We start from the raw sequence: 24,449 nt of genomic DNA, 5'->3' as shown, positions 1-24,449 counted from the left end.
GTATCGCGCACACATGTTCTGCATATGAACATAGCATGGTTCGACGAGGCCGCGCACTCCTTCTTCGGGCGGGGATCGCGCGACGACGCGAGCCCTGGACCGTGACGGCTCCCCCATGCAGGGGAAGCGCCTCCCTCACTTCGGGGATTCTCACGTTTGGGATACCAACCACTGCCCACTAGGCTGAGGGGCGTGACCTCGACGATCGCGGTGACCCGGTGGATCCCCGACGAAGCGCTGAAAGTGCTCGCCGAAGCCGGGGAGGTGAAACTGTCGCGCGCCGACCGGCCGCTGACGCCGGACGAACTGCGCGAGTTCGTGCGGGGCGCGTCCGCGATCGTCGGCATGCTGCACGACCGGATCGACGGCGAGGTCGCCGACGCGGCGGGCCCGGATCTGCGGGTCGTCGCGAACGTGGCCGTCGGCTACGACAACATCGACGTCCCGGCGCTGGCCGGACGCGGGATCACCGTCACCAACACGCCCGGCGTGCTCACCGGCGCCACCGCGGATCTGGCGTTCGGGCTGATCCTCGCGGTCACGCGGCGGCTCGGCGAGGGCGAACGGCTGATCCGCTCGCGCACCCCGTGGTCGTTCCATCTGGGTTTCCTGCTCGGCTCCTCCCTTCAGGACAAGACGCTCGGGGTCGTCGGGCTGGGCCAGATCGGGCAGGCGGTCGCGCGGCGGGCGCTCGGTTTCGGCATGCGGATCGTCTACTCAGGGCGGTCGCGGGCCGCCGAGGACGTCGAGAAGACCCTGGGCGCGAAGTACGTTCCCTTCGGCGAACTGCTGGAAAGCTCCGACGTCGTTTCGCTGCACTGTCCCCTGACGCCCGAAACCCGGCACCTCATCGACGCGGCCGCGCTGAGGTCGATGAAACCGGGCGCGTACCTGATCAACACCACGCGCGGCCCCGTCGTCCACGAAGCCGCGCTGGCGGACGCGCTCGAAGCCGGAGAGATCGCCGGCGCGGGACTCGACGTGTTCGAAGCCGAACCCGAGGTCGAGCCGCGCCTGCTGGACCGCGAAAACGTCGTCTTGACGCCTCACCTCGGATCGGCGACGGTCGAAACCCGAACTGCCATGGCCGTGCTCGCGGCCGAAAACGTCGCGTCGGTGCTCGCCGGCGGGAATCCGCTGACGGAGGTTCGTCCATGACTCGTGTGGTCATCGCGCCCGACAAGTTCAAGGGAAGTTTGACCGCGGTCGAGGCCGCGGAGGCGATCGCCCACGGCGTCCGCGACGCGCTGCCCGAGGCCGAGGTCTCCTCCTGCCCGGTCGCCGACGGCGGCGAAGGAACGCTCGACGTCCTCGTCGCGGCGGGCGGGCGCCTGGTGGAACTCCCGGTCCGCGGGCCGCTCGACGAAACCGTCGACGCGCGCTACGTGATCCTCGACGGAACGGCTTACATCGAATCGGCCCGCGCGTGCGGGATCGAGTTCGTCGAGCCGAGCCCGGAGGTGGCGCTCGCCGCGCACACCTGGGGTGTCGGCGAACTTCTCGCGCACGCGCTCGACAACGGCGCGCGGCGGCTGGTGCTGACCGTCGGCGGAACGGCGAGCACCGACGGCGGCGCCGGGATGCTGGCGGCATTGGGCGCCGGGGTCTTCGACGCGTTCGGCGCGCCGGTCGGACTCGGCGGCGGCACGCTGGGCCGCGTCGCGCTGGCCGAACTCGGCCCGGTGCGGGACAGGCTCGGCTCCGTCGAGGTCGCCGTCGCCACCGACGTGACGAACCCGTTGCTCGGCCCCCGTGGCGCGGCCGCGGTCTTCGGCCCGCAGAAAGGCGCGGGCCCGCGCGAGATCGAGCAACTGGACGAGGCCCTGTCCCGCTGGGCACAGGCGTTGCGGAACGCCGGGGCACCGGACGTCTCGGACCTGGCCGGCGCGGGGGCAGGCGGCGGAGTCGCCGCCGGCGCGATCGCGGGGCTCGGCGCGAGCGTCGGATCCGGTTTCCAGCTCATCGCCGGGCTCACCGGCGTCGCCGACGCCATCGAACGCGCCGACCTGGTCATCACCGGCGAGGGCTCGCTGGACGAACAGAGTCTCGACGGCAAGGCCCCGGCGGGCATCGCGGCCCGCGCACAGGAACACGCGGTACCGCTGATGGTGCTGGCCGGACGGATCCAGCTGGACCAGAGCCAGCTCGCCGGCCTCGGAGTCGTGGGCAGCGCCGCCCTGATCGATCACGCGCCTTCGCTCGACCACGCACGTGCGCACGCGGCGGAACTCCTGCGCGAGCGCGCCGGCGAACTGGTCCGCGCCTGGGCCCGCGGTTAAGCGGGAGAAGGTCAAAGGTGTCGTGACCCGATCTCTGTCGCTCCGCGGTACGCGTCCAACCAGGTCCGAAGGCGTCCATTTGCCTTACCCCTCATGAGTACATGAAGGGGCGCCTGGCGGCAGCTATTCAGTCGTCGCGAAAGCCACTTTCGCGACGTCGGACGTCCCGAAAGTGGCTTTCGCGACATCATCGTCGGAGGGCGACCAGGCTCGGCAAAGCCTGAATCCGCCGGGCTCAGCTGCCAGGCTGAGGCTGAGCCTGCGGGAGTACGGCGAAAGCGACTTCGCCGGTTTCGTCCTGCTGGACGTCGAGCACCTTGTCGTCGAGCAACGCGGCCGCTTCCGGCTCCAGGAACACCTTCGGGCCGCCGTCGGCGCCGAGCACCTTGTCGCCGCTTTCGGGTTCGGGAGCGACGGAAACCGCGAGCTGGGGACTGTCCCCCTGCTGGGAGTGCATCGCGAACCGCAGCCCGCCTCCGTCTTGCCCGTTCTCCTGCCCGGTCAGTGCCGTGATCGCCTCGGCGGCGGCTTCGGTGACTGTCAGCATCTCTGCCCTTCCTTCGTCGCGGTCTTGCACTTGACGGACCACGCTAGGGGGTCCCGGCGCGGCCTGCCGTCTGAGTGAAGATCATTTTTCGCCGACGTCGGGCACCTCCTCGGCCAGCCGCATGGCGTGCGACTCCCCCTCGCGGATTTCCGCGGGGGTGGTCCCGAACCGGTCGGCCCCGCTCCAGTGTTCGGGCGGCTCGACACCCTCTTCGAGCGGATCGACGCGGAGTTCGTCCTCGTCGAGGGCTTCGCTGGGATCCAGCGTTTCCGGCTCCGCGCTCTCACGGTCGTTCATCGGCCGCTCCCTCCTGGTCGGACGTCGACCGGGGCGTGCTGTACTCGACCCGGCTCCTGTGGCTTACCCGACGTCTCCGCAGGCCAAACAGCGGCGCTGTCGCGGGGATCACAGTTTCTCAGGTAGTTCATTAGCTTCACAAGTTTGTGAAACAAGGAGTAGCGTCGTCGGTATGACCACCACCAGGTGGGCGCCAGGGCACCGGATCATCCGGCGCGCGCCGGAGCGACACCACGAACTCGGCAACCATGCCGCTTGGTACGTCGTCGCCGGGGTGGCCGCCACCGGCCTGCAGGCCGTGCTGTTCCTTTTCCTCCAGTCGATCCTCGGCGCCCAGGTGGCCAATCTGGTCGCGCTCGCGGTCACCACCGTCGGCAACACCGAGTTCCATCGCCGGGTCACCTTCGCCGGCCGCAAGAGCAATGCGGGCAAACGGCACTTCCAGGACCTGGTGACGTTCGCCTTCTACGCCGCGTATGGCTCGATCGTGCTCGCATCCCTCGACGCGGTGATCACCGAGCCGACCGCGCTCGAGCAGACAGGCGCCCTGCTCGCGGCCAGTGTCGTGGGCGGCATCGCGCGCTTCGCGGTCCTTCGCTGGTGGGTCTTCGCGCGCCGGAGCGCCTAGGCTTCGCCGCGTGGCAGAGATCAACGGACCGCACGACGGCGGTTCGGAACCCGACTACCGATTCACGCTCGCCAACGAACGGACGTTCCTCGCCTGGCTCCGGACGGCGCTGGGCCTGCTCGCGGGCGGTGTCGCCGTCCATCAACTGGTGCCCGACCCGAGCACGCTGAGCACCGTCCTCGCGGGAATGTGCGTCATGCTGGCCGCCGTACTCGCGGCGAGCGCGTATCCGCGCTGGCGACAGGTGCAGGCCGCGATGCGCGCGGGACGGCCGCTGCCGAAGAGCGGGATGCTGATCCTGCTGAGTGCCGGAATCCTCGCGATCACGCTGACGGCCGCGGCGCTGGTGGTCTTCTCGTGAACGCCGGCGATCACGGAGCGCAAGCGGAGCGGACCGGGCTGGCCTGGCGCCGGACCGCGCTCGCGGCTACTGCCTGCACACTCCTGCTCTTGCACAGCTCGGCCCGGCAAGGCTGGGGGACGACGGTCATCCCGGTCGCGTTCGGCGGCGCCATGGTGATCACCTTCATCGCCGCGGGCGCGTTCCGTGAACGAGCACTGCGCCGTCCGGGATTCCCGAAATCTCTTAACCCAACCCTTGCTGTCACAACGTCGGCACTCGTCGTAGCGACAGCGGTCGCCCTGATCGCGGTGCGCTAACCGGCGCGCACATCCTGCAATCCCGGGAACCTTTTCCGCGACGCAGCGTCTCGGTTGTATTAAGCCGACTCCGGCGAATGGGCTATCTCTAGTTGAAATCTTTACTGCCGTCCGATCGGCGCCTACGATTACGCTGCGTCGCAACGGCGGCAGATGTATCTGATCTTACGGAGCATCTGCCGCCCTCAATCGTTACGGAGTGTCGACCCCTCGACTGCGACGGTCACAGGGTCTGCCGGGGAGGACGACCATGCAATCAATCTCCAGCGCGTCCAGAACCGTCACCCCCGATGCGGTCCCCGGATACACGACTCCGGAGAACCTGCCTCGACCGGGCGGACGGCTGACGAAGGAGGATCTCGATCCTCTCGTCAAGGACGCGGGCGACGGGAATCCCGCCGCCATCCAAGCATTGCTGCGGATGATCGGGCCGGTCGTGGTCCGGTACTGCCGCGCCAGAATGGGTGGGCGCGACCTGTCCTACCTGTCGGCGGACGACGTCGCGCAGGAAGTGTGCATGGCCGTATTGAAGGCGCTGCCCGGTTACCAGGATCGTGGCGGTTCGTTCCTCTACCTCGTGCACGCCATCGCGGCCAACAAGGTCGCCGACGCCTACCGCGCGGTCTCCCGCGACCGGTCGGAGCCGGTACCGGAACTGCCGGAACGGCCCATCGGCGACAACGAACCCGAAACGCACGCCCTGCACCTGGATCTCGGTGCCCGGCTCAGCCGCCTGCTCTCCACCCTGCCGCGGGTGCAGCAGGAGATCCTCGCCCTCCGCATCGCCGTCGGGCTCTCCGCCGCCGAAACCGCCGAGGCGCTCGGAATCTCCGCCGGCAACGTGCGCGTGACGCAGCACCGCGCACTGGCCCGCCTGCGGACAATGGTCAAGCAGGACGAATTCTGACCTTTTCTCCCCCTGCCGAAGGTCGTTGACCGGCGGCTCTCAGGCGCCAGGACCCCGCGCCTCCCACCTTCTTCCCTCCGGCTTCCGGCCGGGTCTCTGTCGTGAAGTCAGCTTGGGTCGTGAGTGGTAAGCGCGCTTCGCGGTGCCGTCGAAGAAATCGAGCCGCTCGGCGTCGCTCAGCGAGCCCGTCAGCGAGAACGCCGTGTCCACGACGACCTCGTACGCGGCCGCGAGTTCGCAGACCGGCCAGTCCGAGCCGAACATCAGCCGCGAAGCCCCGAAGGACTCCAGCACGTGCTCGGTCCAGCGCGCCAGCTGTCCGACCTTCCAGCGCGCCCAGTCCGCCTCGGTCACGAGCCCGGAAAGCTTGCAGTACACGTTGTCCAGCTCCCCCAGCGCCGCGACTCCGTCCGCCCACGGCTGCCATTCGCCCGAGGCGATCGGCGGCTTCGCGGCGTGGTCGAGCACGAACACCTGATCAGGCAACGCCTTCGCGGCGGCGAGGGCAGCCGGAAGCTGCGGTGACTTCACCAACAGGTCGTACGCCAGCCCGGCCTCTCCGAGAGCCGCGAGTCCGCGCAGGACCTCGGGTCGCGTCAGCCACGACGGGTCCGGCTCGTCCTCCACTTGATGCCGGATCCCCACCAGCGGCCCGGAAAACGAGGCCACGCGCTCGGCGACGTCGGGGGCGGTGAGGTCGGTCCAGCCGACGACGCCCGCGATGAGTGGTTCGGCCTGAGCCAGGGAAAGGAATTCGCGTGTCTCCTCCTCCGACGAGACCGTCTGCACCAGCACGGTCCCCTTCACCCCCGCCGCCTTCGTCACCGTGCGGAGATCGTCCACTGTGTACGGACGGCGGATCGGCTCCAGTGCCGTACCGGTCATCCACGGGTAGTCGCGCCGTGAGGGGTCCCACAGGTGATGGTGCGCGTCGATCACGGCTGTCCTTCCGGTCGCAGCACGGTGTCCTCACGTAACAGTCCCGCACGGATCAGGTCCGTCCACAACTCGCGCGGCACCGGGCGCCGGAACCGTTCGGCGTTGAGCCGGACCTGACCGGGATCGTGCGCGCCGACGACGACGGACACCACCGACGGATGCGCGGCGGGCAGCGCCAAGGCGGCCTGCGGGAGTTCGACGCCGTGCCGCGCGCACACCTCGGCGATCCGCTGGGCGCGCTCGACGAGTTCGGCCGGGGCCTCGGCGTAGTCGTACATCGTGCCGGGTGACGCGGTGGCGAGGATCCCGGCGTTGAACGCGCCGCCCGCCACCACGTCCACTCCGCGTTCGGTGCACAGCGGGAGGAGATCGTCGAGAGCGGGCTGGCTGAGCAGGGTGTACCGACCGGCCAGCAGGATCACGTCGAGATCGAACCGGCGGACGAACTCCGTGAGCATCGGCGCCTGGTTCATCCCGGCCCCGATGGCGTCGATGACGCCCTGCTCCCGCAATTCGAGCAACGCGGGGAACGCGCCGTTGACGGTGTCCTCGAAATGCTCGTCCGGGTCGTGTACGTAGACGACGTCCACGCGGTCGAGCCCGAGCCGCTCCAGACTGTCCTCAAGCGACCGGAGGATCCCGTCGCGGCTGAAGTCCCAGCGGCGTTTGTACGCGGCGGGAACGACGAATCCCTGCGAGTCGGTGCGCGAAGCACCGGCGGGATCGGGTTCCAGCACGCGGCCGACCTTGGTCGACACCACGAAATCCGCGCGGTCGTACGCCGAAAGCGCCGCGCCCAGCCGCCGTTCCGACAGCCCGAGACCGTAGTGCGGGGCGGTGTCGAAGTACCGGATGCCTTCGTCCCACGCCTGCCGGACGGTCGCTTCGGCCGTCTCGTCGGCGATGGCGTGGTACAGGTTGCCCAGCTGCGCGCAGCCGAGCCCCAGCGGGGACAGGGGGATCTTCACGGAAGCTCCCACACCAGGCCGAGGCCCGAATCGTTGCCCGAGTAGTCGTCTTCGACGTCGAGCAGTTCCGACATCCGCGCCTGCCACGGGATGTTGGCCGGATGATCGCGCAGGACCGCGCGCATCTTCGCGTAGTCCTCGACCTCCACGACGTGGAAAAGGTCGAGTCCGTCCCGCCAGATCCGCCACGAACGCACGCCCGCACCGCGCAGGGCTTCGTCCAGTTCAGGCGGGATGACGGCGTGGACGGACTCGTATTCGGCCTCCTTGCCCGGCTTCAGCCGGGTGTGGAGTGCCACTCTTTGTAGTGCGACATCGTGGGTCACCGCGCCTCCTCAGTTCGAAACATGGCACTCTGTCAATTGACACTCAAACATCCGAGGTCTTCGGGGAGGGCGGTGGAACATGCCGGTCACCGATGTCGCGATCGACAAGATCAAGGACATGATCATCTCCGGTGAGCTTGCTCCTGGCGACAGGCTGCCGAAGGAGGCCGAACTGGCCCAGCGGCTCGGCCTGTCCCGCAGCTCGCTGCGCGAAGCGGTGAAGGCGTTGTGCCTGATCCGCGTGCTCGACGTCCGCCAGGGCGACGGAACGTACGTCACCAGCCTCGAACCGAATCTCCTCCTCGACGCGATGACGTTCGTGGTGGACTTCCACCGGGACGACACCGTGCTGGACTTCCTCGCCGTCCGCCGGATCCTCGAACCGGCGGCGACGGCGATGGCCGCGATGCACATGAACGACGAGGACATCGCGGAACTAGGCCGCCTGCTCGACGAACTGGCCGACTCGCCGACGGTGGAGGCGCTGGTCGCGAACGACCTGCAGTTCCACCGCAAGATCGCCGACGGCTCCGGTAATCCGGTGCTGTGCTCGCTGCTGGACAGCCTGTCCGGCCCCACCGCGCGCGCCCGCATCTGGCGCGGCCTCACGCAGGAGGGCGCGGTCGCGAAGACCCGCGAGCAGCACACGGCGATCTACGAGGCCATCGCCGCCCGCGAACCCGAACTCGCGCGTTCGTGGGCGACCGTGCACGTGGCGGGGGTGGAGCAGTGGCTCCGCAACGCCCTCGGCACCGCCGACGACCCCACCACGGCCGCCGAAGCTTCCTGACACCGCTTCCTCCTCTGACGTCCTCGAACCGGCCTCCGGCGCGCTAGGAAAGGTCCTTTCCTGGCAAATTTTGCAAGGAAAGGACCTTTCATAGCGTCGGCAGGGCTACGTCTGCGCCTTCCCTCCGGCATAGCGGGAGATGATCAACGCGACCAGGATGATCACGCCGTAGATCGCCTTCAGCCATTCCGGCGGCACCTGCGCGACCTGCAGCAGGTTGGTGACCGTCTGCAGGAGCAGCACGCCGGTGAGCGCCCCGACAAGAGTGCCCTTCCCACCGTCGAGTGAGACACCGCCGATCACCGCAGCGGCGAACACCTGAAGGATCAATCCGTCGCCCTGATCGGCGCCGAGCGCACCGACGTAGCCGGTGAACGCGAGCCCGCCGAGCGCGGCCAGCACCCCGGCAACAACGAAGACACCCCACGAGATCCGGTCGACGCGGATACCGGCGGCCCGCGCGGCCTCCCGGTTGCCGCCGATGGCGTACAGCGAGCGGCCGATCCGGTGATACCGCAGCCCCAGCCCGAACACGGTGAACAGCGCCGCGGCCAGCCACACCGACATCGGCAGCCCGATGAACGTCGTCGTGGCCAGCGCGGTGAACACGTCCAGCTGGTCGAACAGCGTCTTCCCTTGGGTGGAGCCGATCTGCGTGCCGCGCAGCACCGTCAGCATCGCCAGCGTGACGATGAAGGCGTTCAGCTTCAGCTTGACGATCAGGAACCCGTTCACGAAACCGACCGCGGCACCGGCCACCAGCACGGCGAGGATCCCCGCGAAGCCGGGGATCTCCGTGCCGAAGCCCGAAGCCGCCACCGGGATGACCAGCATCGCGCCCAGCGCGGGCGCCATGCCCATGGTGGATTCCAGCGACAGGTCGAACTTCCCGGTCAGCAGCACGAGCGATTCGCCCAGCACCACCATCGACAGCGCCGCCGAAGCGGACAGGATCCCGACGATGCTGCCGAAGGTCAGGAACGTGTCACTGATCAGTCCTCCGATGATCAGCACCACGATCAGCGCCGGCACGAGGGCGAGTTCGCGCAGCCAGCGGAACTTCCGGCGGTTCGGCGGTGGTGGCCCCAGGGAGGCCGATTTCGGATCCGTCATCAGTTCGGTCATCCGCGCTCGACTCCTTCGATGTCGGCCACCAGGTCGCCGTCCGACCAGCCCGCCCGGTGTTCGGCGACCACCGCACCGGCGCGCAGCACCAGCACCCGGTCGCTCAGGCGGAGATCGTCGAGCTCGTCGCTGACGATCAGCACCGCCTTGCCCTCCGCCCGCACCCGGTCGACGACCGCGAGCAGCGCTTCCTTCGACTTCACGTCCACGCCCGCGGTCGGGTTGATCAGCACGACCAGGCGCGGATCACCGGCCAGCGCACGGGCAAGGACGACTTTCTGCTGGTTGCCACCGGAAAGGTCGGACACCGGCTGATCGGCGTCGGCCGCGACGATGTCGTAGTCCGTCAGCGCTTTCGACGCCTTCGAGTACCGGACGCCCGGTGGCGCGAGGCCACCCTTGCCGAGGCGATCCAAAATGGACAGTGTGGCGTTGTCCATGATCGAGTGTTCGAGCACCAGTCCTTCGTGGTGCCGGTCTCTCGGCACACAGCCGATCCCGGCGCGGATCGCGGCCGGGATGTCTCCCGGCTTCAACGGTTTCCCGTCCACCCTGATCGTGCCGGAGGCCGGGGAACGCAGTCCGTACACGGTTTCGGCGACCTGGTGTTTTCCGCTGGCATTGCTGCCCGCGAGGCCGATCACCTCACCGCGGTGGATTCGGAAGGTCACGTCGCCGAACCCGTCACCGGAAAGCCCGTCGACGGTCAGCACCTCGTCGGCGTCCGGCGCCAGCGCCTCCCGCGTCGAAGCGTCGCGGACGGAAAGTCCGCCCTGCTCGCCGGTCATCGCGTCGATCAGCTCGGCGCGGCCGACCTCCGAAACCGGCGCGGTCAGGATGTGCTTCGCGTCGCGCAGCACGGTGACCGCCTGGCACACCTCGTACACCTCGTGGAGGTGGTGCGAGATGAACAGGAACGTCACCCCGCTGTCCTGCATCTGGCGCATCCGCGCGAAGAGCCGCTCGATCGCCTGGCTGTCCAGCTGCGCCGTCGGCTCGTCGAGCACGATGAACCGGGCACCGTAGGACAACGCCCGCGCGATCTCGACGAACTGCCGGTCCTCGACCGAAAGCTCGCCGGCCGGGGTGTCGACGTCGACGTGGACGTCCCACGAGTCGAGCAGTTCCCTGGCCTGGCGGCGCAGACGCTGCCAGCCGATCGCGAAACCCTTGCCGGACTGGCGGTTGAGGAACAGGTTCTCCGCGACGGTCAGCTGCGGGACGACCATCGCGTGCTGGTAGACACAGGCGACCGCGCGTTTCCAGTCGTCCTGTTTGGACAACGGCGGCGCGGGCACGCCACCGAACTCGACGTGACCGGTGTCCGTTTTGGACAGTCCGGTGAGGATGGAGACGAGCGTCGACTTCCCCGCACCGTTGCGGCCGACGAGCGCGTGCGACTCGCCGGGATACACGGTGAGGCTGACGTCGGACAGCGCCACGGTCGGGCCGTAGCGTTTGCCGACGCCCTGTGCGCTGACCACCGGCACGGCGGCGGATCCGGCGGGCAGCGCGCTCACAGGTTGTTCCCCCAGAGGGCCTTGTCGTCCACGTTGTCCTTCGTGACGACGGGCGCGGGGAGCTGGTCTTCCAGTATCCCCGGCCGGACCTCGACGACGGTGCTGCCGTGATCGGTCGGCCCGGCCTTGAAGGTCTCCCCCGCCATCGCCTTCTTGATCCAGTACATGCCGTACTTGGCGTAGTCGTCGGCGGGCTGGGAGACGGTCGCGTCGAGTTCGCCCGCGCGGATCGCGGCGAGCTCCTGCGGGATGCCGTCGTTGCTGACCAACACGACATGCTTCGGGTCGCCGACCGGGAAGTAGAGGTTCTTGCGCTTGAGCGCCTGCTGTGTCGGCGCCAGGTAGACGCCGCCCGCCTGCATGTACACGGCCTTGATGTCCGGGTTCGCGGTCAGCAGACTGTCCAAACCGGACGAAGCCTTGTCCGCCTTCCACTCCGCGGCGACCTCCAGCACCTGGACCTGCGGGTACTTGGTCTTCATGCACTGCCGGAACGCCTCGGAGCGGTCGCGGCCGTTGACCGAAGCCAGGTCGCCCATGACCTGCACGACCTTGCCCGACGTGACCTTCGCGCCGATCGCCTCGCAGGCCTTGGTGCCGTACGCCTTGTTGTCCGCGCGCACCACCATCGCGACCTTGCCGCTCTCCGGCGCGACGTCGACCGCCACCACCGGGACACCCTTGTTCTCCGCCGCCTTGAGCCCCGCGACGACGGCGGCGGAGTCGAGCGGCGTCACGACCAGACCCTTGATGCCCTGGTTGAGCAGGGTGTTGATGTCGGTGATCTGCTTCGCCGGATCGCTGTCCGCGTTGACCGTCGGCAGCGCTTCGACGCCCTGCTCCTTGGCCTTCTGCGGTACGTAGTTGTTGTAGGCCTGCCAGAACGGCGAGGTCAGCAACGGGATCGTCGCGCCGACCTTGCCGCCCTGCGCCCCGCCGGACCCCGGCTTCGGCGCGTTGTCCTTCGTGGATCCACAGGCCGACAGGGCCAGCCCGAGCGCGGTGGCCGCGGCGGCCACCTTGATCACCCTCGTACGCACCGCATCCTCCTTGATGGCAGCGAAAACCTACTGCTGGACCGGACCGCGCGGACGCAGCCCGTACATCCCTCCGTCGACGGCGAGCGCCGTTCCGGTGGTCGAAGCCGACAGCGGACTGGCGAGGTACACGACCGCGTTCGCGACCTCGTCCGCGGTCACCAGCCTGCCCATCGGCTGGCGGGCGGCCAGCGCGGCCCGTTCGGCCTCCGGGTCGCCCGCGGCGTCGAGCAGCCTGCCGACCCACGGGGTGTCGGCGGTGCCGGGGCAGACGCAGTTGACCCGAATGCGGTCGGCGAGGTGGTCGGTCGCCATCGCCAGGGTCAGCGACAGCACCGCGCCCTTGCTGGCCGAGTACAGCGCGCGGTTGGGCAGGCCGGCCCACGCGGCGATCGAACAGGTGTTGACGATCGCGGCCGACGGCGAGTTCTTCAGCTGCGGCAACGCCGCCCGCGCCAGCCGCACCATGCCGACGACGTTGATGTCGAGCACGCGGTGCCATTCGTCGTCGCTGTTGGCGGTGACGTCACCCTGAGCGCCGATCCCCGCGTTGTTGACCAGGACGTCGAGCCTGCCGAAGCGCTCAGCGATCGCGTCGATCGCGGACCGGACCTCGTCGTCGGAACCGACGTCGCAGCGGAATCCGGTCAGGCCTTCGGGAAGGTCGCCGGGATTCAGGTCGAGCACCGCGACCTTCGCCCCGCGTGAGGCGAGCAGATCCGCGGTGGCCCTGCCGATTCCCGACGCGCCTCCGGTGACGGCCGCGACGAGGCCTTCGAACTCACTCACTTGCTTGTCTCCGTCCATTCAGGACCGTCGGGGAAGGTGAACCGGCGCAGCGTCGCGTCGTGCATCCGTGCCGAGAAGCCCGGCGCGGACGGGGCGACGTAGCGGCCGTCGATCACGGCTGCCGGGTCGGTGAAATGCTCGTGGAGGTGGTCGACCCATTCGATGGACCGGTCCACGTCGGAAGCGGACACGGCCACGTAGTCGAACATCGACAGATGCCGGACGAGTTCGCACAGCCCCACACCGCCTGCGTGCGGGCATACCGGGACACCGAATTTGGCCGCCAGCAACAGGATCGCCAGGTTCTCGTTGAATCCGCCGACCCTGGCGGCGTCCAGCTGCAGCACCGAGATCGCGCCCGCCTGCAGCAGCTGCTTGAACATCACGCGGTTCTGGACGTGCTCACCGGTGGCCACCCGGATCGGGGCGAGCGCCTTGGCGATCGCGGCGTGCCCGAGCACGTCGTCCGGTGAGGTGGGCTCCTCGATCCAGTACGGGTCGTACGGCGCCAGTGCGGTCATCCAGGTGATCGCGGTCGAAACGTCCCAGCGCTGGTTCGCGTCGACGGCGACCCGGATGTCCGGGCCGACAGTCTCGCGGGCGAGTTTCATCCGGCGGACGTCGTCCTCGAGATTGCCGCCGACCTTCAGTTTGATCATGTCGAAGCCGTCCGCGACCGCCTGTTCGGCGAGCCGGACGAGTTTCGCGTCCGCGTAGCCGAGCCAGCCGGGGGAAGTGCTGTACGCGCGGTACCCGTCACGCTCGATCCGGGCGATCCGCTCCGCGCGGCCCGGTTCGGCGGCGCGAAGGATGTCGAGCGCTTCCTGCTCGGTCAGCGCGTCGGACAGGTAGCGGAAGTCGACGAGGGAGACGAGGTCCTCGGGCGACATCTCGGCGGCGAACCGCCAGACAGGGAGCCCGGCGACGCGCGCGGCGAGGTCCCAGGCGGCGTTGACCACCGCGCCGATCGCCATATGCGCGACCCCCTTTTCCGGGCCGAGCCACCGCAGCTGCGAGTCACCGACCAGTGCCCTCGACAGGTCACCGAGCTCGGCGGCGCCGGTGGGCACCTCCCTGCCGACGACGTGTGATTCCAGCGCGCGGATCGCCGCGGCCTGGACGTCGTTGCCGCGGCCGATGGTGAAGGCGAGTCCGTAGCCGTCCGGGCCGCCGTCGGTGTGCAGCACGACGTACGCGGCCGAGTAGTCCGGGTCCGGGTTCATGGCGTCCGAACCGTCCAGCTCCCGAGAGGTCGGGAAGCGGACGTCGAGCACCTCCATGCCCACGATCTTGGCCATCACGCCTGCCTGACGGTCTGGCGCTGGCGGCCGAGGCCGTCGATCTCGAGCTCGATGACGTCCCCTTCGCGCAGGTACGGCTTGGGGTCCGGCTGCCCGAGGGCGACGCCCTGCGGAGTGCCGGTGTTGATGAGGTCGCCGGGGCGCAGCACCATGAACCGGCTCAGGTAGTGCACGATCTCGGCGACCGCGAAGATCATGTCCTTCGTCGACGAGTCCTGCTTCTTCTCGCCGTTGACCCACAGCCGCAGGCCGAGGGCCTGCGGGTCGGCCACCTCGTCGGCGGTGACCAGCCACGGGCCGAGCGGGTTGAAGTTCTCGCACGACTTGCCCTTGTCCCACTGGCCGCCGCGTTCGAGCTGGAACTCACGCTCGGAAACGTCGTTCGAGACGGTGTAGCCGGCGACGTATTCGAGGGCTTCTTCGACGCTTTCGAGGTAGCGCGCGGTCTTGCCGATGACGACGCCGAGCTCGACCTCCCAGTCGGTCTTGGTCGAACCGCGCGGGACGAGCACGTCGTCCTCCGGGCCGACGACCACGTCGGAAGCCTTCATGAAGACGACCGGCTCGGTCGGGACAGGGGCGCCGGACTCCTCGGCGTGCTGCCGGTAGTTGAGGCCGATGCAGACGACCTTGCCCGGTCGCGCGATCGGCGCGCCCACCCTGGCCCGCGTGGCTTCGGGACCGGCTTCGGGCAGCTCGCCGGCGGCCAGCGCGGCCGCGACCCTGGCGACGCCGTCACTCGCGAAGAAGCCGCCATCGATATCGGCGGTCAGCCCCGAGAGGTCGCGCAGCGTGCCGTCTCCAGCACGTACGAACGGACGCTCACTTCCCGGCTCCCCGAGACGCAACAGCTGCACGGATTTTCCCTTCCGGCCGAACCGCCAACAATCAACGGCTCCAACAGCAACGAACAGACATCCGATGTATACCCGACGACCTTCGACCAGATCTAGAGGTCGTCTCGATTTGGCTGGAAAATTGATCGGATCAGTCGCGACAACCCGGAGTGCCATGGGTCACAGCGGGAATAGTTACCTACTCTAAGCAAGTTGTTGTCGGCGGAACCATCCCTGGGGAGAGGAAGAGCATGACCATCGCGCCCGAGCGAGTGGAAGAGTCCGTCGCGCGACCGAACGTGACCGGCCGCGCCCGATTCGTTCTGATCCTCGGCGGCCTGTCCGCCTTCGGGCCCCTGTCCATCGACATGTACCTGCCCGCGCTGCCGCAGATGGCGGGAGAACTGCGCGCGGCGGACGCGACCGTCCAGCTGACGCTGAGCGCGTTCATCATCGGGCTCGCCCTCGGCCAGCTGGTCCTCGGACCGCTGTCCGACGCCATCGGCCGCCGCAAACCGCTCGTGGCAGGACTCGCCCTCTACATCGTCGGCTCGATCCTGTGCGCGGTCGCCCCGACCGCCGACCTGCTCATCGCCGCCCGCGGTGTCCAGGCCTTCGGCGCGGCCGCGGGCATCGTGATCGCCAGGGCGACCGTGCGCGACCTCTACTCCGGCACCGCGATGACGAAGTTCTTCTCGCTGCTCATGCTGGTCAACGGGCTCGCCCCGATCGTGGCGCCGATCATCGGCGGCCAGATCCTGAACTGGACCTCGTGGCGCGGCGTGTTCGTCTGCCTGACCGTGTTCGGCGCGATCCTGCTCGCCGTCGTCTTCTTCCTGCTGCCGGAACCCCTGCCCGAGGAACGCCGCACGCCCGCGCGATTCGGCTCGGTGATGCGGAAGTACGCGAGTCTGCTCCGCGACCGCAGCTTCCTCGGTTACGCGCTGGCTTCCGGGCTGATGTTCGGCAGCCTGTTCGCCTACATCTCCGGTTCGTCCTTCGCCCTGCAAGGCGTCTACGGCCTGAGCCCGCAGGCGTACAGCCTGGTGTTCGGGCTCAACGGCATCGGCATCGTGGCCGTCGGACAGCTGAACGGCCGCATCGTCGGCCGCTTCCCGGAACGGACCCTGCTGACCGTCGGCCTCGTCATCGCGGCGGTCGCCGGCTTCGGCGTACTGGCCGCGGCGATGCTGGACCTCGGCCTGATCGGGCTGCTGATCCCGCTGTTCATCCTGGTGTCGAGCATCGGCATGGTGGCGCCGAACGCGAGTTCGCTCGCGCTGGCCGAGCAGGCGCGGTCCGCCGGTTCGGCGTCGGCACTGCTGGGCGTGCTGCAGTTCGTCGTCGGCGGGCTGGCGACGCCGCTGGTCGGGCTGGGCGGCGCGGGCACCGCCGTCCCGATGGGGATCACGATGGCGGCCTTCGGCGTTCTCGCGCTGCTGGCCTTCGGGACCATGACGCGGCCTTCGCGTGCTTCGCGGGCCTTGGTCGCCCAGGAGGCCTAAGCCGCTTTCAAACGCTAGGAAAGGACCGTTCCTTGCAAAATTTGCAAGGAACGGTCCTTTCCTAGCATCCCGAGGGGTCAACCGAGCGACTTGAGGTCGCCGGTCCTCAACTGTTCCGCCGTCACCGCCGCGCGTCCCTCGACGAGGGCCTTCAACGCGTCCCCGTCGTCCCATTGGTTGACGTTCATCGCGGCGGTCACCTGTCCGTCCCGCAGCCAGAACGCCGTGAAGTCCCGCGCCGCGAGGTCGCCCCGCACCACGAGTTCGTCGCTTTCGGGATCGGCGAGGCCCCGGTATTCGCAGCCCAGGTCGTACTGATCCGAAAAGAAATAAGGACTCCGCAGGTACGGCTCGTTCTCCCCCAGCAGGTTCCCGGCGACGTGCTCACCCTGCCACTTCGCGTTCGACCAGTGCTCGACGCGGACGCGTTTTCCGTAGCGGGGATGGAAATGCGCGGCGATGTCGCCGATCGCGTAGACGTCGGGCGCCGCCGTCCGTAGGCCGGCGTCGGCGCAGACACCGCCGTCGTCGGACAGTTCCAGCCCGGCGGCGTGCGCGAGGTCGACCCGCGGCGCGGCGCCGACGGCCACCAGCACGACGTCCGCGGGAAGCTCGTCACCACTCTGCAAACGAACGCCCGTCACCCCGTCCGGGCCGCCGGTGAACCCGGCGACACCTTCACCCATCCGCCAGTTCACGCCGTGCTCCGTGTGCAGCTCCTTGAAGACCCCGGACACCTGGTCGCCCAGCACCGCGAGCAGCGGTGAACCGACCTGGTCGACCACCGTCACCTCGGCGCCGTGTTCCCTGGCGGCCGCCGCGGCCTCGGTCCCGATCCAGCCCGCGCCGACGATCACCACCCGTCCGGCGTCCTTGAACGCCGAACGCAGCGCCAGCGCGTCGTCGAGGGTGCGCAGGGTCCGCAGTCCCGGCAGGTCCCCACCGGGCACCGGCAGCGATCGCGGCCGGGAGCCGGTCGCGAGCACGAGACGGTCGAACTGGTGCTCGCCGCCCGCGTCGTCGAGCACGTGCCGCGCGCCGAGTTCGATCTTGGTCGCGGTCGCGCCGCTCTTGAACGCGATGTCCTTCTCTTCGTAGAAACCCGCGTCGTGCACCCAGTCGGGTTCATCGGTGTTGCCCATCAGGAGCCCTTTGGACAAGGGCGGCAGTTCATACGGGCGGTGCGTGTCGGTACCGAGCAGCAGGATCTCGCCCGGGTAGCCGCGTTCTCGCAGTGTCCCGGCGGCCGTCGCTCCCGCGAGACCGGCCCCGACGATGACGATTTTCCTGGGTTCGGACATCCATGACCTCCCAAGCAGTCCCCTCCCCCGGACGCTACTCCCGTTCCTCCCCTTCCGGCCTAGCGAGAGCGGAAGTCGATCACGATACGAAGGATCGGTTAACCCATCAGTAGGAATGTCGGGTAACCCGCGTCACGGGCCCGAAACCGCCCCGTCCCAGCCTCGGACGAGAAAGGGAGATCATGGGATACGGGAGGATGAGGACGTTGGCACCGCGGGACGAATGGTCGGTCGGCTGCCGGGATCTCGCGGGCAGGCGCAGGGACGTGACGGTGTTCGTGAGCAGCGACAAGATCGTGCTCGTCGCGCCGCCCGGCGAGGCCGCCGTGCTCGGGCCGCTGGACGTGGGGCGCCTGCGCGCCGCGCTCCGCGACGCCGTGGTCGCGGTGGCCGAACATCCGGATCACAGTGAATGACAACTACCGTTCCTACTTCTGAGTAGGTAGAGTCGGCCCCCTTCGGAAGGAGCCGGCCATGACCACCTACTTCGTGACGGGCGCGACGGGTTTTCTGGGCAAACGCCTGGTCGCGCGCCTACTACGGCGACCTGAGACCGTAGCCGTCCATGTTCTCGTGAGGGAGACCTCACGCGGGAAGCTCCCGAGCCACGAGAAGCTCGTTCCCGTCACCGGCGATCTGACCGAACCCTCGCTGGGCATCGATCCCGCCCGCGTGGGACCACTCGACCACGTCGTGCACCTCGGCGCGATCTACGACCTCACCGCGGACGAAGCGGCGAACCGCGCGGCCAACGTCGACGGCACCCGCAACGTCCTGGAGTTCGCCGCCGCCGCGAAGGCCGGGCTCTTCCACCACGTCTCGTCGATCGCGGTCGCCGGGAAGTACGCCGGACGCTTCACCGAAGCCGACTTCGACCTCGGCCAGAGCTTCGCGTCGCCGTACCACGCGACGAAGTTCGAGGCCGAGAAACTCGTGCGACGGCACGGGAAAACGCCGTTCCGCGTGTACCGGCCGTCCGCCGTGGCCGGTGATTCGCGCACCGGCGAGATGGACAAGATCGACGGCCCGTACTACTTCCTTCCCGCGATCTCGCGGCTCGCCACGCTGCCCCGCCGTCTTCCGCTGGCCGCCCCGGATCTCGGCGCCACGAACATCGTGCCGGTCGACTACGTCGTCGAAGCGATGGAACACCTCATGCACGTCGACGCGCCCAGTGGCAGCACGTACCACCTCGCGTCGCCGCGGCCTCAGCCCCTGCACGAGGTCTACAACGCCTTCGCGCGGGCCGCGGGCGCGCCGAAGATCTCCGCTGTCCTTCCCCCTCGTCCGTCCGGAGCGTTGAAGCGCGCCGGAACCCGGCTGGCGAAATCCGCGGCGGCCGGGTTCGACCGCGTTCCCGGCGGGCGGTCGGCCCGGGCGGCGGTACTGACCGAACTCGGCATCCCGCTCGAAGTCCTGCCCCATCTGAGCATGGACGTGGACTTCGACACGAGCGCGACCACGGCCGCGCTCGAAGGCAGCGGGATCACCTTGCCCCCGTTGAAGGAGTACGCCGGTCCGCTCTACCGATACTGGCTCGGGCACCTGGACCCCGATCGCGGCCGCCGCCGTCCGGGCCCGGAACCGCTCGACGGCCGCAAGGTCCTGATCACCGGCGCCTCGTCGGGCATCGGGCGCGCGTCCGCGCTGGCCGTCGCCGCGAAGGGCGGCGAAGTGATCCTCGTGGCCAGGCGCGCCGACGAACTCGAAGAGGTCCGCGAGCAGATCGTCGCGGCGGGCGGGAAGGCGTCGGCGTATCCGTGCGACCTCACCGACGGCGGCGCGGTCGACGCACTGGTCAAGGACGTACTCGCCGCGCACGGCGCCGTCGACATGCTGGTCAACAACGCGGGCCGCTCGATCCGGCGCTCGCTTTCGCTGTCCACCGAACGGTTCCACGACTTCGAACGCACGATGGCGATCAACTACTTCGGCCCCGTGCGGCTGACGCTCGGCCTGCTGCCGTCGATGACCGCGCGCGGGTTCGGCCACGTCGTCAACGTGACCACCCAAGGACTCCAGACCGACACCCCGCGGTTTTCCGCTTACCTGGCCTCGAAGGCCGCGCTGGAGGAGTTCGGGCTGACCGCCGGCCGGGAAACGCTTTCCGACGGCGTCACCTTCACCTCCGTCCGGATGCCGCTGGTACGCACCGACATGATCACGCCGACCGGGTCCTATCGCGGTATGCCGTCGAGCTCTCCCGAACGCGCCGCCGCGCTCGTGGTGAAGGCACTGGAGAAACGGCCCGAGATCCTGAACCTGCCCGAGGGCACGGCCGCCGAACTGGTGACGCTCGTCGCACCCAGGACGGCGCGGTTCTTCGCACACCTCGTCTACCGTGCGATGCCCGAATCCGCGCCGGAAACCCGTGGCCTGCCCCGGAAGGCTCCGCTCGCCTCGGTGGCGGGCGCGGTCACCAGGCTGGTCTGGCGCCGCCACCCCTGACGTCCTCGCCGCCGGGCTCGATCGGGGGACGCCCCCGGCCGCTACCATCGGTTTCCGATACGCCGGGGGGTCGGCGGACTCGGGCCGAGGCAGGACGAGGAGGGAAGGGGCAGTGTGGACGTCGCCAGTCCCCCGCTGACGACCGGACCGGACACCGGGGTGGTACGTCCGTCCAGGACAGTGCTGCGGCTTTCCCTGCACGTGGCGTGGGTGCTCGCGCTCGCCGTCGCCACCGAACTCCGGGTGGGGCGCTTCGGTTTCCACCCGTCGGACCAGGGTTTCATCCTCGCCCAGGCGTGGCGCGTGCGGCACGGCGAGGTCCCGCACTCCGACATCATCTCCGCACGGCCACTGGGTTCGGCGTACCTGCACATCGTCGACTTCGTGCTGCCCGGCCCGCTGTTCTTCGTCTCCAGCGTGCTCAGCATGCTGGAGATCATCCTGGCGACCATCGCGTTCGCCGTACTGGTCACCCGCCGCCGCGTCCGTGACTGGGGGCCGGGGCTCACCGGGCTGACGGCGGCCGCGTCGCTGCTGAACCTCAACGCCTTCCCGCTGATGGCCTGGCACACGATCGACGGGATCTTCCTGACCGCCTGCGGTGCCTGGGCGCTGGATTCGGGGCTGCGCAACGGGAAGGCGTGGCCGCGGCGGCTCGGCCTCGTACTGCTGGGCACCGCGGTGTTCGTCAAACAGAGTTTCGCGCCGGTGCCGCTGATCGCGTTGTGCTGGTTGCTGCTGCACCCGTCGCTGCGGGAAGGCGCGTTCCGCACCGGCCGCTGGTGGGGGCGCCTGGCCTGGGATCTGCTGGCGCTGGGCGCTTTTCTGGTGTTCTACCTCGGAATCGTCACGTTCGACGGTGGGCTCGGCGCGATGGCCGAGCAGCTCACCGGCGGTCTGCCCGCGTATGGCGAGCGGCTTCTCGGTCTGTGGCTGGAAAATCCCGAGACCCTGCTACAGCCGCCGGTGCGGGGCCTGACCTTCTTCGCGATCGCCGGGGTGCTTCTGGCCCTGCTCGGGGTCTTCCGCGAACGCGCCGGATTCGCCGGGGCGATCCTCGCGCGGCTGCTGCTCCTGGCGGGGGTGGCGGTGGTGGTCGGCACCGTCGTGGATGGACACTTCACCGGTGCTTCGCGCTGGGCGGACGTCCTCTGGTGGATCCTCGGTGTCGCGCTGCTGGTGAACTGGACGGCGAAACGGCGATTCCCGCGAATGGGCGCGCTCGTCTTCGCGACCGGCTTCATGACCAGCCTGTCCTGGGGGAACGACACCCCGACGCTGTTCACCGGAACGCTGGCGCTGACGGCGATCCTGGAACTGTCGGACGCGCTGCCCCCGCTGCCGGATCCGCCTCGCCGGATCGCCTTGGCGGGCGCCACCGCGATGGGCCTGGTCGCGGTGCTGGCGTCGGGCTGGGCCGTGGTCGTGCACCACGACGAAGCCGCGTACCTCGACATGGCGCGCGAGAAACTGACCGGTGACCTCGGCACGGTGACGCCGTCGATGCGCGGCATCCGGACGAACCCTGGCACTTTCACCTACATCTCCCAGATCCAGGACTGCGTCACGCGCTATCCCGCGGGGCGTACGGCGGTCCTGCCCGACAACCCGTTCGCCTATCCCGCCTTCGGCCTGCGCAACCCGTTCCCGCTGGAATGGCCGCTGCCGCTGGAGATCGTCGCCGACGCACCGCAGCGCATGCTCGCGAGGGCCGACGAGCTCAACCGCGAAGGCGACTACCTGGTGCTGTTCCAGACCGTGAGCATGCCGGTCCTGGCCAAGGGCGGTCCGGTGCCCGCCGAGGTCGCGGGCGACGCGCCGATCTTCGACTACCTCGGGCTGGAGAACGCGCTGCGGTCGCGGCTCACCGGGCAGACCGTCGCCTGCGGCAGCTTCGTCGGCAAGTGGGCTCCGCGCCCCTGACGCAATTCGTCACCTACTTGCGCTTGTCGGGTTACTCGACGCCGGCGTCCTCCGGGCGGCCGGAAGCGAGACCGGCGAGGACGTCCAACGCTGCCCCGAGTGTGTCGAGGGGCGGCGACGAGACGGCGAGGCGGACCGCGTTCGGCGCGTGGCCCGGAACGACGGCGAACGCGGCCGCCGGGGTGACCGCGATCCCGCGCCGCGCGGCCGCGGCGACGAAGGTCTCGGCGCGCCAGTGTTCGGGGAGTTCCCACCAGCAGTGGTACGCCTGGGGATCGGCGCGCACCGTGAACCCGGCCAGCCGCGCCGCCGTCACCCGCTGGCGTTCGGCGGCGTCGAGCCGTTTCGCCCGTTCGACGGTTTCCAGGGTGCCGCCGGTGATCCACCGGGTGGCGGCTTCGACGGCGAGCGTCGGCGCGACCCAGCCGCCCGAGCGCACGGCCGCGGCCAGCCGTTCCGTCCATTCCGCCGGGACGGCGAGGAATCCGGTGGTCAGCCCCGGGGCGAGCCGTTTCGACATGCTGTCGGCGAACACGGTGCGTTCCGGCGCGTATGCCGCGAAGGGGCGGACCTCGGGCCGGAGGAAGGTGTAGATCCCGTCCTCGATCACCGGGATGTCCATCCGCCGCACGGTTTCCGCCAGCTCGACGCGCCGTGCTTCGTCCATTGTGGACCCGAGCGGATTGTGCAGCGTCGGCTGGACGTACAGCGCGCGGACGGACGCGGCTTCGAGTGCCTCGGGAACGATCCCCATGTCGTCGGTCTCGATGGGCACCAGCTGGACGCCGAGCCGTCCGGCGAGCGCCTTGACCACCGGGTACGTGATGGCTTCGACGGCGAGCCGTTCCCCCATCGGCACGAAGGCGGCGATGGCGGCCGCGATGGCTTGACGCCCGCTTCCGGCGAAGAGGATTTCCGGCGCCCAGCCGTCCTTCGCGAACAGGCCGGCGGCGGCGTCCCGCGCCTGCTTCGAGCCGGACACGGCCCCCGGTCGTAGCGCCGCTGTCAGGACGTCTTCACGCAGCAGCGACTCCAGTGCCTTCCCGACCAGCGCCGTTTGCTCAGGCAGGACGGCGAAGTTGAGTTCGAGGTCGACGGTCGCGCCGCCCGGTTCGGCGAGCGCGGTCTCCAGCGGCGGCCTCCCGGCGCGGACGAACGTGCCGCGGCCGACCTCACCGACCACGACGCCTCTCCGGACGAGTTCGCCGTAGACCCTGGCCGCGGTCGAGTTGGCGATCCCGCGTTCGCGGGCGAACCGCCGCTGCGGGGGCAGCCGGTCACCAGGGCGGAGCCTGCCCGCCTCGACGTCGGCGGAGATCTCGTCCGCGACTATCCGGTAGTCCTCCATGCCGTCCTTCGATCGCACCGAGTGCATTCAGGGGATTGCACTGGGGATGATGCCATCGAAGACCGTTGTGAGCCGACTGCGACCTACGGAACATCACAACGGCGGAGTCCTAGGTTAGCCTAACCTGCGTGGAGACCGTGGAAACCCTCACCGAGCAGAGCACGACGTCCCGCCTGCACGCGGACGCGCTGACGCTCGCCTACGACGGCCGGACCGTGGCCCAGGACCTCGGGGTGGTCATCCCCGACCGGTCGTTCACCGTCATCGTCGGCCCGAACGCCTGTGGCAAGACGACCCTGCTGCGCGCGCTCGCGCGGATGCTCAAACCCCGCCAGGGTTCGGTGTTCCTCGACGGCCAGGTGATCAGCTCGTTCCCGGCCAAGGAGGTCGCCCGGCGGCTCGGCCTGCTGCCGCAGAGCTCGATCGCGCCCGACGGCATCACCGTCGCGGACCTCGTCGCGCGCGGCCGGTACCCGCATCAGCGGCTGCTGCGCCAGTGGTCCCTCGAGGACGCCACCGTGGTCGCGGAATCCATGCGCGCCACCGGGGTCGACGACCTCGCCGAGCGGCTGGTCGACGAACTGTCGGGCGGCCAGCGGCAGCGCGTGTGGATGGCGATGGCGCTCGCCCAGGAGACCGATCTCCTCCTGCTCGACGAGCCGACGACCTATCTGGACATCGCGCATCAGATGGACATCCTCGACCTGTGCGCGCAACTGCACCAGGAGCAGGGCCGGACGCTGGTCGCGGTGCTGCACGACCTCAACCACGCCGCCCGGTACGCGACGCACATGATCGCGATGCGGGACGGAGAGGTACTGGCGACCGGCGCACCCGAAGAGGTCGTCACCGCCGCCAACGTCGAAAAGATCTTCGAGCTGCCCTGCCGCGTCATGCCGTGCCCCGAGACCGGGACTCCGCTGGTGATCCCGAAAGCCGGGCGCCGCGCCGCCTGAGGTTCGTCCGGACGGTCGC

General features: G+C 69.2%; 25 protein-coding genes. 12 read left to right on the top strand and 13 right to left on the bottom strand.

All coding sequences use genetic code 11. The features are described 5' to 3' along the window. Nucleotides 1-192 precede the first annotated feature (192 nt). Together ACLJO0_RS20405 and ACLJO0_RS20400 are read left to right on the top strand one after the other, a co-directional pair. A complete protein-coding gene (locus tag ACLJO0_RS20405) occupies nt 193-1,158 on the top strand; it encodes a 2-hydroxyacid dehydrogenase (protein ID WP_410580060.1) in 966 nt (321 codons plus the stop codon). Next, on the top strand, nt 1,155-2,279 hold the full coding sequence (locus ACLJO0_RS20400) for a glycerate kinase (RefSeq protein WP_410580059.1): 1,125 nt from the start codon (nt 1,155-1,157) through the stop codon (nt 2,277-2,279). The genes ACLJO0_RS20405 and ACLJO0_RS20400 overlap by 4 nt, the downstream gene beginning before the upstream one ends. Nucleotides 2,280-2,514: 235 nt before the next feature. Here ACLJO0_RS20400 and ACLJO0_RS20395 read toward each other — a convergent pair whose 3' ends face one another. Both ACLJO0_RS20395 and ACLJO0_RS20390 read right to left on the bottom strand, forming a co-directional pair. Then, the gene (locus tag ACLJO0_RS20395) at nt 2,515-2,826 is read right to left on the bottom strand and encodes a hypothetical protein (RefSeq protein WP_005153325.1); all 312 of its coding nucleotides are present in this window, start codon (nt 2,824-2,826) and stop codon (nt 2,515-2,517) included. 81 nt (nt 2,827-2,907) lie between these two features. Continuing rightward, nucleotides 2,908-3,123, bottom strand: a complete 216-nt coding sequence (locus ACLJO0_RS20390) for a hypothetical protein (RefSeq protein WP_410580058.1) — start codon at nt 3,121-3,123, stop codon at nt 2,908-2,910. Between the two features lie 172 nt (nt 3,124-3,295). Here ACLJO0_RS20390 and ACLJO0_RS20385 point away from each other — a divergent pair, with 172 nt between their 5' ends. The 4 genes from ACLJO0_RS20385 to shbA all read left to right on the top strand — a co-directional run bounded on the left by ACLJO0_RS20385 (nt 3,296) and on the right by shbA (nt 5,318). Beyond that, nucleotides 3,296-3,751, top strand: a complete 456-nt coding sequence (locus ACLJO0_RS20385; RefSeq protein ID WP_125792637.1) for a GtrA family protein — start codon at nt 3,296-3,298, stop codon at nt 3,749-3,751. Nucleotides 3,752-3,761: 10 nt separating this feature from the next. Further along, on the top strand, nt 3,762-4,112 hold the full coding sequence (locus tag ACLJO0_RS20380; RefSeq protein ID WP_410580057.1) for a YidH family protein: 351 nt from the start codon (nt 3,762-3,764) through the stop codon (nt 4,110-4,112). Further along, nucleotides 4,109-4,411 carry a DUF202 domain-containing protein gene (locus ACLJO0_RS20375; RefSeq protein ID WP_410580056.1) on the top strand — a complete coding sequence of 101 codons (303 nt, stop codon included), beginning with the start codon at nt 4,109-4,111 and terminating at the stop codon, nt 4,409-4,411. Before ACLJO0_RS20380 ends, ACLJO0_RS20375 begins: the two co-directional genes overlap by 4 nt. A gap of 250 nt (nt 4,412-4,661) precedes the next feature. After that, complete coding sequence (gene shbA, locus ACLJO0_RS20370) at nt 4,662-5,318, top strand: RNA polymerase sigma factor ShbA (RefSeq protein ID WP_410580055.1); 657 nt, start codon at nt 4,662-4,664, stop codon at nt 5,316-5,318. A gap of 39 nt (nt 5,319-5,357) precedes the next feature. Here shbA and ACLJO0_RS20365 read toward each other — a convergent pair whose 3' ends face one another. The 3 genes from ACLJO0_RS20365 to ACLJO0_RS20355 are packed head-to-tail and all read right to left on the bottom strand — an operon-like array spanning nt 5,358 to nt 7,524. Then, the gene (locus ACLJO0_RS20365; RefSeq protein WP_410580054.1) at nt 5,358-6,257 is read right to left on the bottom strand and encodes an amidohydrolase family protein; all 900 of its coding nucleotides are present in this window, start codon (nt 6,255-6,257) and stop codon (nt 5,358-5,360) included. Continuing rightward, nucleotides 6,254-7,225, bottom strand: a complete 972-nt coding sequence (locus ACLJO0_RS20360; protein WP_410580053.1) for an aldo/keto reductase — start codon at nt 7,223-7,225, stop codon at nt 6,254-6,256. Before ACLJO0_RS20360 ends, ACLJO0_RS20365 begins: the two co-directional genes overlap by 4 nt. Continuing rightward, the gene (locus tag ACLJO0_RS20355) at nt 7,222-7,524 is read right to left on the bottom strand and encodes an L-rhamnose mutarotase (RefSeq protein WP_410580321.1); all 303 of its coding nucleotides are present in this window, start codon (nt 7,522-7,524) and stop codon (nt 7,222-7,224) included. Before ACLJO0_RS20355 ends, ACLJO0_RS20360 begins: the two co-directional genes overlap by 4 nt. A gap of 106 nt (nt 7,525-7,630) precedes the next feature. Here ACLJO0_RS20355 and ACLJO0_RS20350 point away from each other — a divergent pair, with 106 nt between their 5' ends. Beyond that, nucleotides 7,631-8,341, top strand: a complete 711-nt coding sequence (locus ACLJO0_RS20350) for a FadR/GntR family transcriptional regulator (protein ID WP_125792631.1) — start codon at nt 7,631-7,633, stop codon at nt 8,339-8,341. Nucleotides 8,342-8,446: 105 nt separating this feature from the next. Here the strand turns inward: ACLJO0_RS20350 and ACLJO0_RS20345 are convergent, their stop codons facing one another. Genes ACLJO0_RS20345 through ACLJO0_RS20320 form a run of 6 tightly spaced genes read right to left on the bottom strand, consistent with a single transcriptional unit; the run spans nt 8,447 to nt 14,970 of the window. Further along, nucleotides 8,447-9,466, bottom strand: coding sequence for an ABC transporter permease (locus ACLJO0_RS20345; protein ID WP_410580052.1), 1,020 nt, complete (start codon nt 9,464-9,466; stop codon nt 8,447-8,449). Continuing rightward, nucleotides 9,463-10,986, bottom strand: coding sequence for a sugar ABC transporter ATP-binding protein (locus tag ACLJO0_RS20340; RefSeq protein WP_410580051.1), 1,524 nt, complete (start codon nt 10,984-10,986; stop codon nt 9,463-9,465). Before ACLJO0_RS20340 ends, ACLJO0_RS20345 begins: the two co-directional genes overlap by 4 nt. Then, nucleotides 10,983-12,026, bottom strand: a complete 1,044-nt coding sequence (locus ACLJO0_RS20335) for a sugar ABC transporter substrate-binding protein (RefSeq protein WP_410580050.1) — start codon at nt 12,024-12,026, stop codon at nt 10,983-10,985. The genes ACLJO0_RS20340 and ACLJO0_RS20335 overlap by 4 nt, the downstream gene beginning before the upstream one ends. Before the next feature lie 27 nt (nt 12,027-12,053). Continuing rightward, entirely contained in the window at nt 12,054-12,812 is a 759-nt protein-coding gene (locus ACLJO0_RS20330) for an SDR family NAD(P)-dependent oxidoreductase (RefSeq protein WP_410580049.1), read from the bottom strand. Beyond that, nucleotides 12,809-14,110 (bottom strand): enolase C-terminal domain-like protein, encoded by a 1,302-nt coding sequence (locus ACLJO0_RS20325; RefSeq protein WP_410580048.1) that lies wholly within the window; start codon nt 14,108-14,110, stop codon nt 12,809-12,811. Before ACLJO0_RS20325 ends, ACLJO0_RS20330 begins: the two co-directional genes overlap by 4 nt. Beyond that, nucleotides 14,110-14,970, bottom strand: a complete 861-nt coding sequence (locus ACLJO0_RS20320) for a fumarylacetoacetate hydrolase family protein (protein WP_410580047.1) — start codon at nt 14,968-14,970, stop codon at nt 14,110-14,112. The genes ACLJO0_RS20325 and ACLJO0_RS20320 overlap by 1 nt, the downstream gene beginning before the upstream one ends. A gap of 230 nt (nt 14,971-15,200) precedes the next feature. Here ACLJO0_RS20320 and ACLJO0_RS20315 point away from each other — a divergent pair, with 230 nt between their 5' ends. Next, nucleotides 15,201-16,454, top strand: coding sequence for a Bcr/CflA family multidrug efflux MFS transporter (locus ACLJO0_RS20315; RefSeq protein WP_410580046.1), 1,254 nt, complete (start codon nt 15,201-15,203; stop codon nt 16,452-16,454). 77 nt (nt 16,455-16,531) lie between these two features. Here ACLJO0_RS20315 and ACLJO0_RS20310 read toward each other — a convergent pair whose 3' ends face one another. After that, nucleotides 16,532-17,755 (bottom strand): NAD(P)/FAD-dependent oxidoreductase, encoded by a 1,224-nt coding sequence (locus tag ACLJO0_RS20310; RefSeq protein ID WP_410580045.1) that lies wholly within the window; start codon nt 17,753-17,755, stop codon nt 16,532-16,534. A 197-nt stretch (nt 17,756-17,952) separates the two neighbouring features. On the opposite strand from ACLJO0_RS20310, the gene ACLJO0_RS20305 reads away from it, so the two are divergent. The 3 genes from ACLJO0_RS20305 to ACLJO0_RS20295 all read left to right on the top strand — a co-directional run bounded on the left by ACLJO0_RS20305 (nt 17,953) and on the right by ACLJO0_RS20295 (nt 22,126). Further along, entirely contained in the window at nt 17,953-18,171 is a 219-nt protein-coding gene (locus ACLJO0_RS20305; RefSeq protein WP_039922712.1) for a hypothetical protein, read from the top strand. A 58-nt stretch (nt 18,172-18,229) separates the two neighbouring features. Next, a complete protein-coding gene (locus ACLJO0_RS20300; protein WP_410580044.1) occupies nt 18,230-20,203 on the top strand; it encodes an SDR family oxidoreductase in 1,974 nt (657 codons plus the stop codon). 114 nt (nt 20,204-20,317) lie between these two features. Next, nucleotides 20,318-22,126 (top strand): hypothetical protein, encoded by a 1,809-nt coding sequence (locus tag ACLJO0_RS20295; RefSeq protein WP_410580043.1) that lies wholly within the window; start codon nt 20,318-20,320, stop codon nt 22,124-22,126. Between the two features lie 31 nt (nt 22,127-22,157). Here ACLJO0_RS20295 and ACLJO0_RS20290 read toward each other — a convergent pair whose 3' ends face one another. Beyond that, complete coding sequence (locus ACLJO0_RS20290; RefSeq protein WP_410580320.1) at nt 22,158-23,474, bottom strand: PLP-dependent aminotransferase family protein; 1,317 nt, start codon at nt 23,472-23,474, stop codon at nt 22,158-22,160. A gap of 128 nt (nt 23,475-23,602) precedes the next feature. On the opposite strand from ACLJO0_RS20290, the gene ACLJO0_RS20285 reads away from it, so the two are divergent. Next, a complete protein-coding gene (locus ACLJO0_RS20285) occupies nt 23,603-24,430 on the top strand; it encodes an ABC transporter ATP-binding protein (RefSeq protein WP_410580042.1) in 828 nt (275 codons plus the stop codon). Nucleotides 24,431-24,449: the final 19 nt, after the last annotated feature.

Source organism: Amycolatopsis sp. lyj-108 (assembly GCF_046549005.1).
In the GTDB taxonomy this organism is placed as follows: domain Bacteria; phylum Actinomycetota; class Actinomycetes; order Mycobacteriales; family Pseudonocardiaceae; genus Amycolatopsis.
Note: the sequence above shows the minus strand (reverse complement) of the source record. Positions and strands in the feature narration are given on the sequence as shown.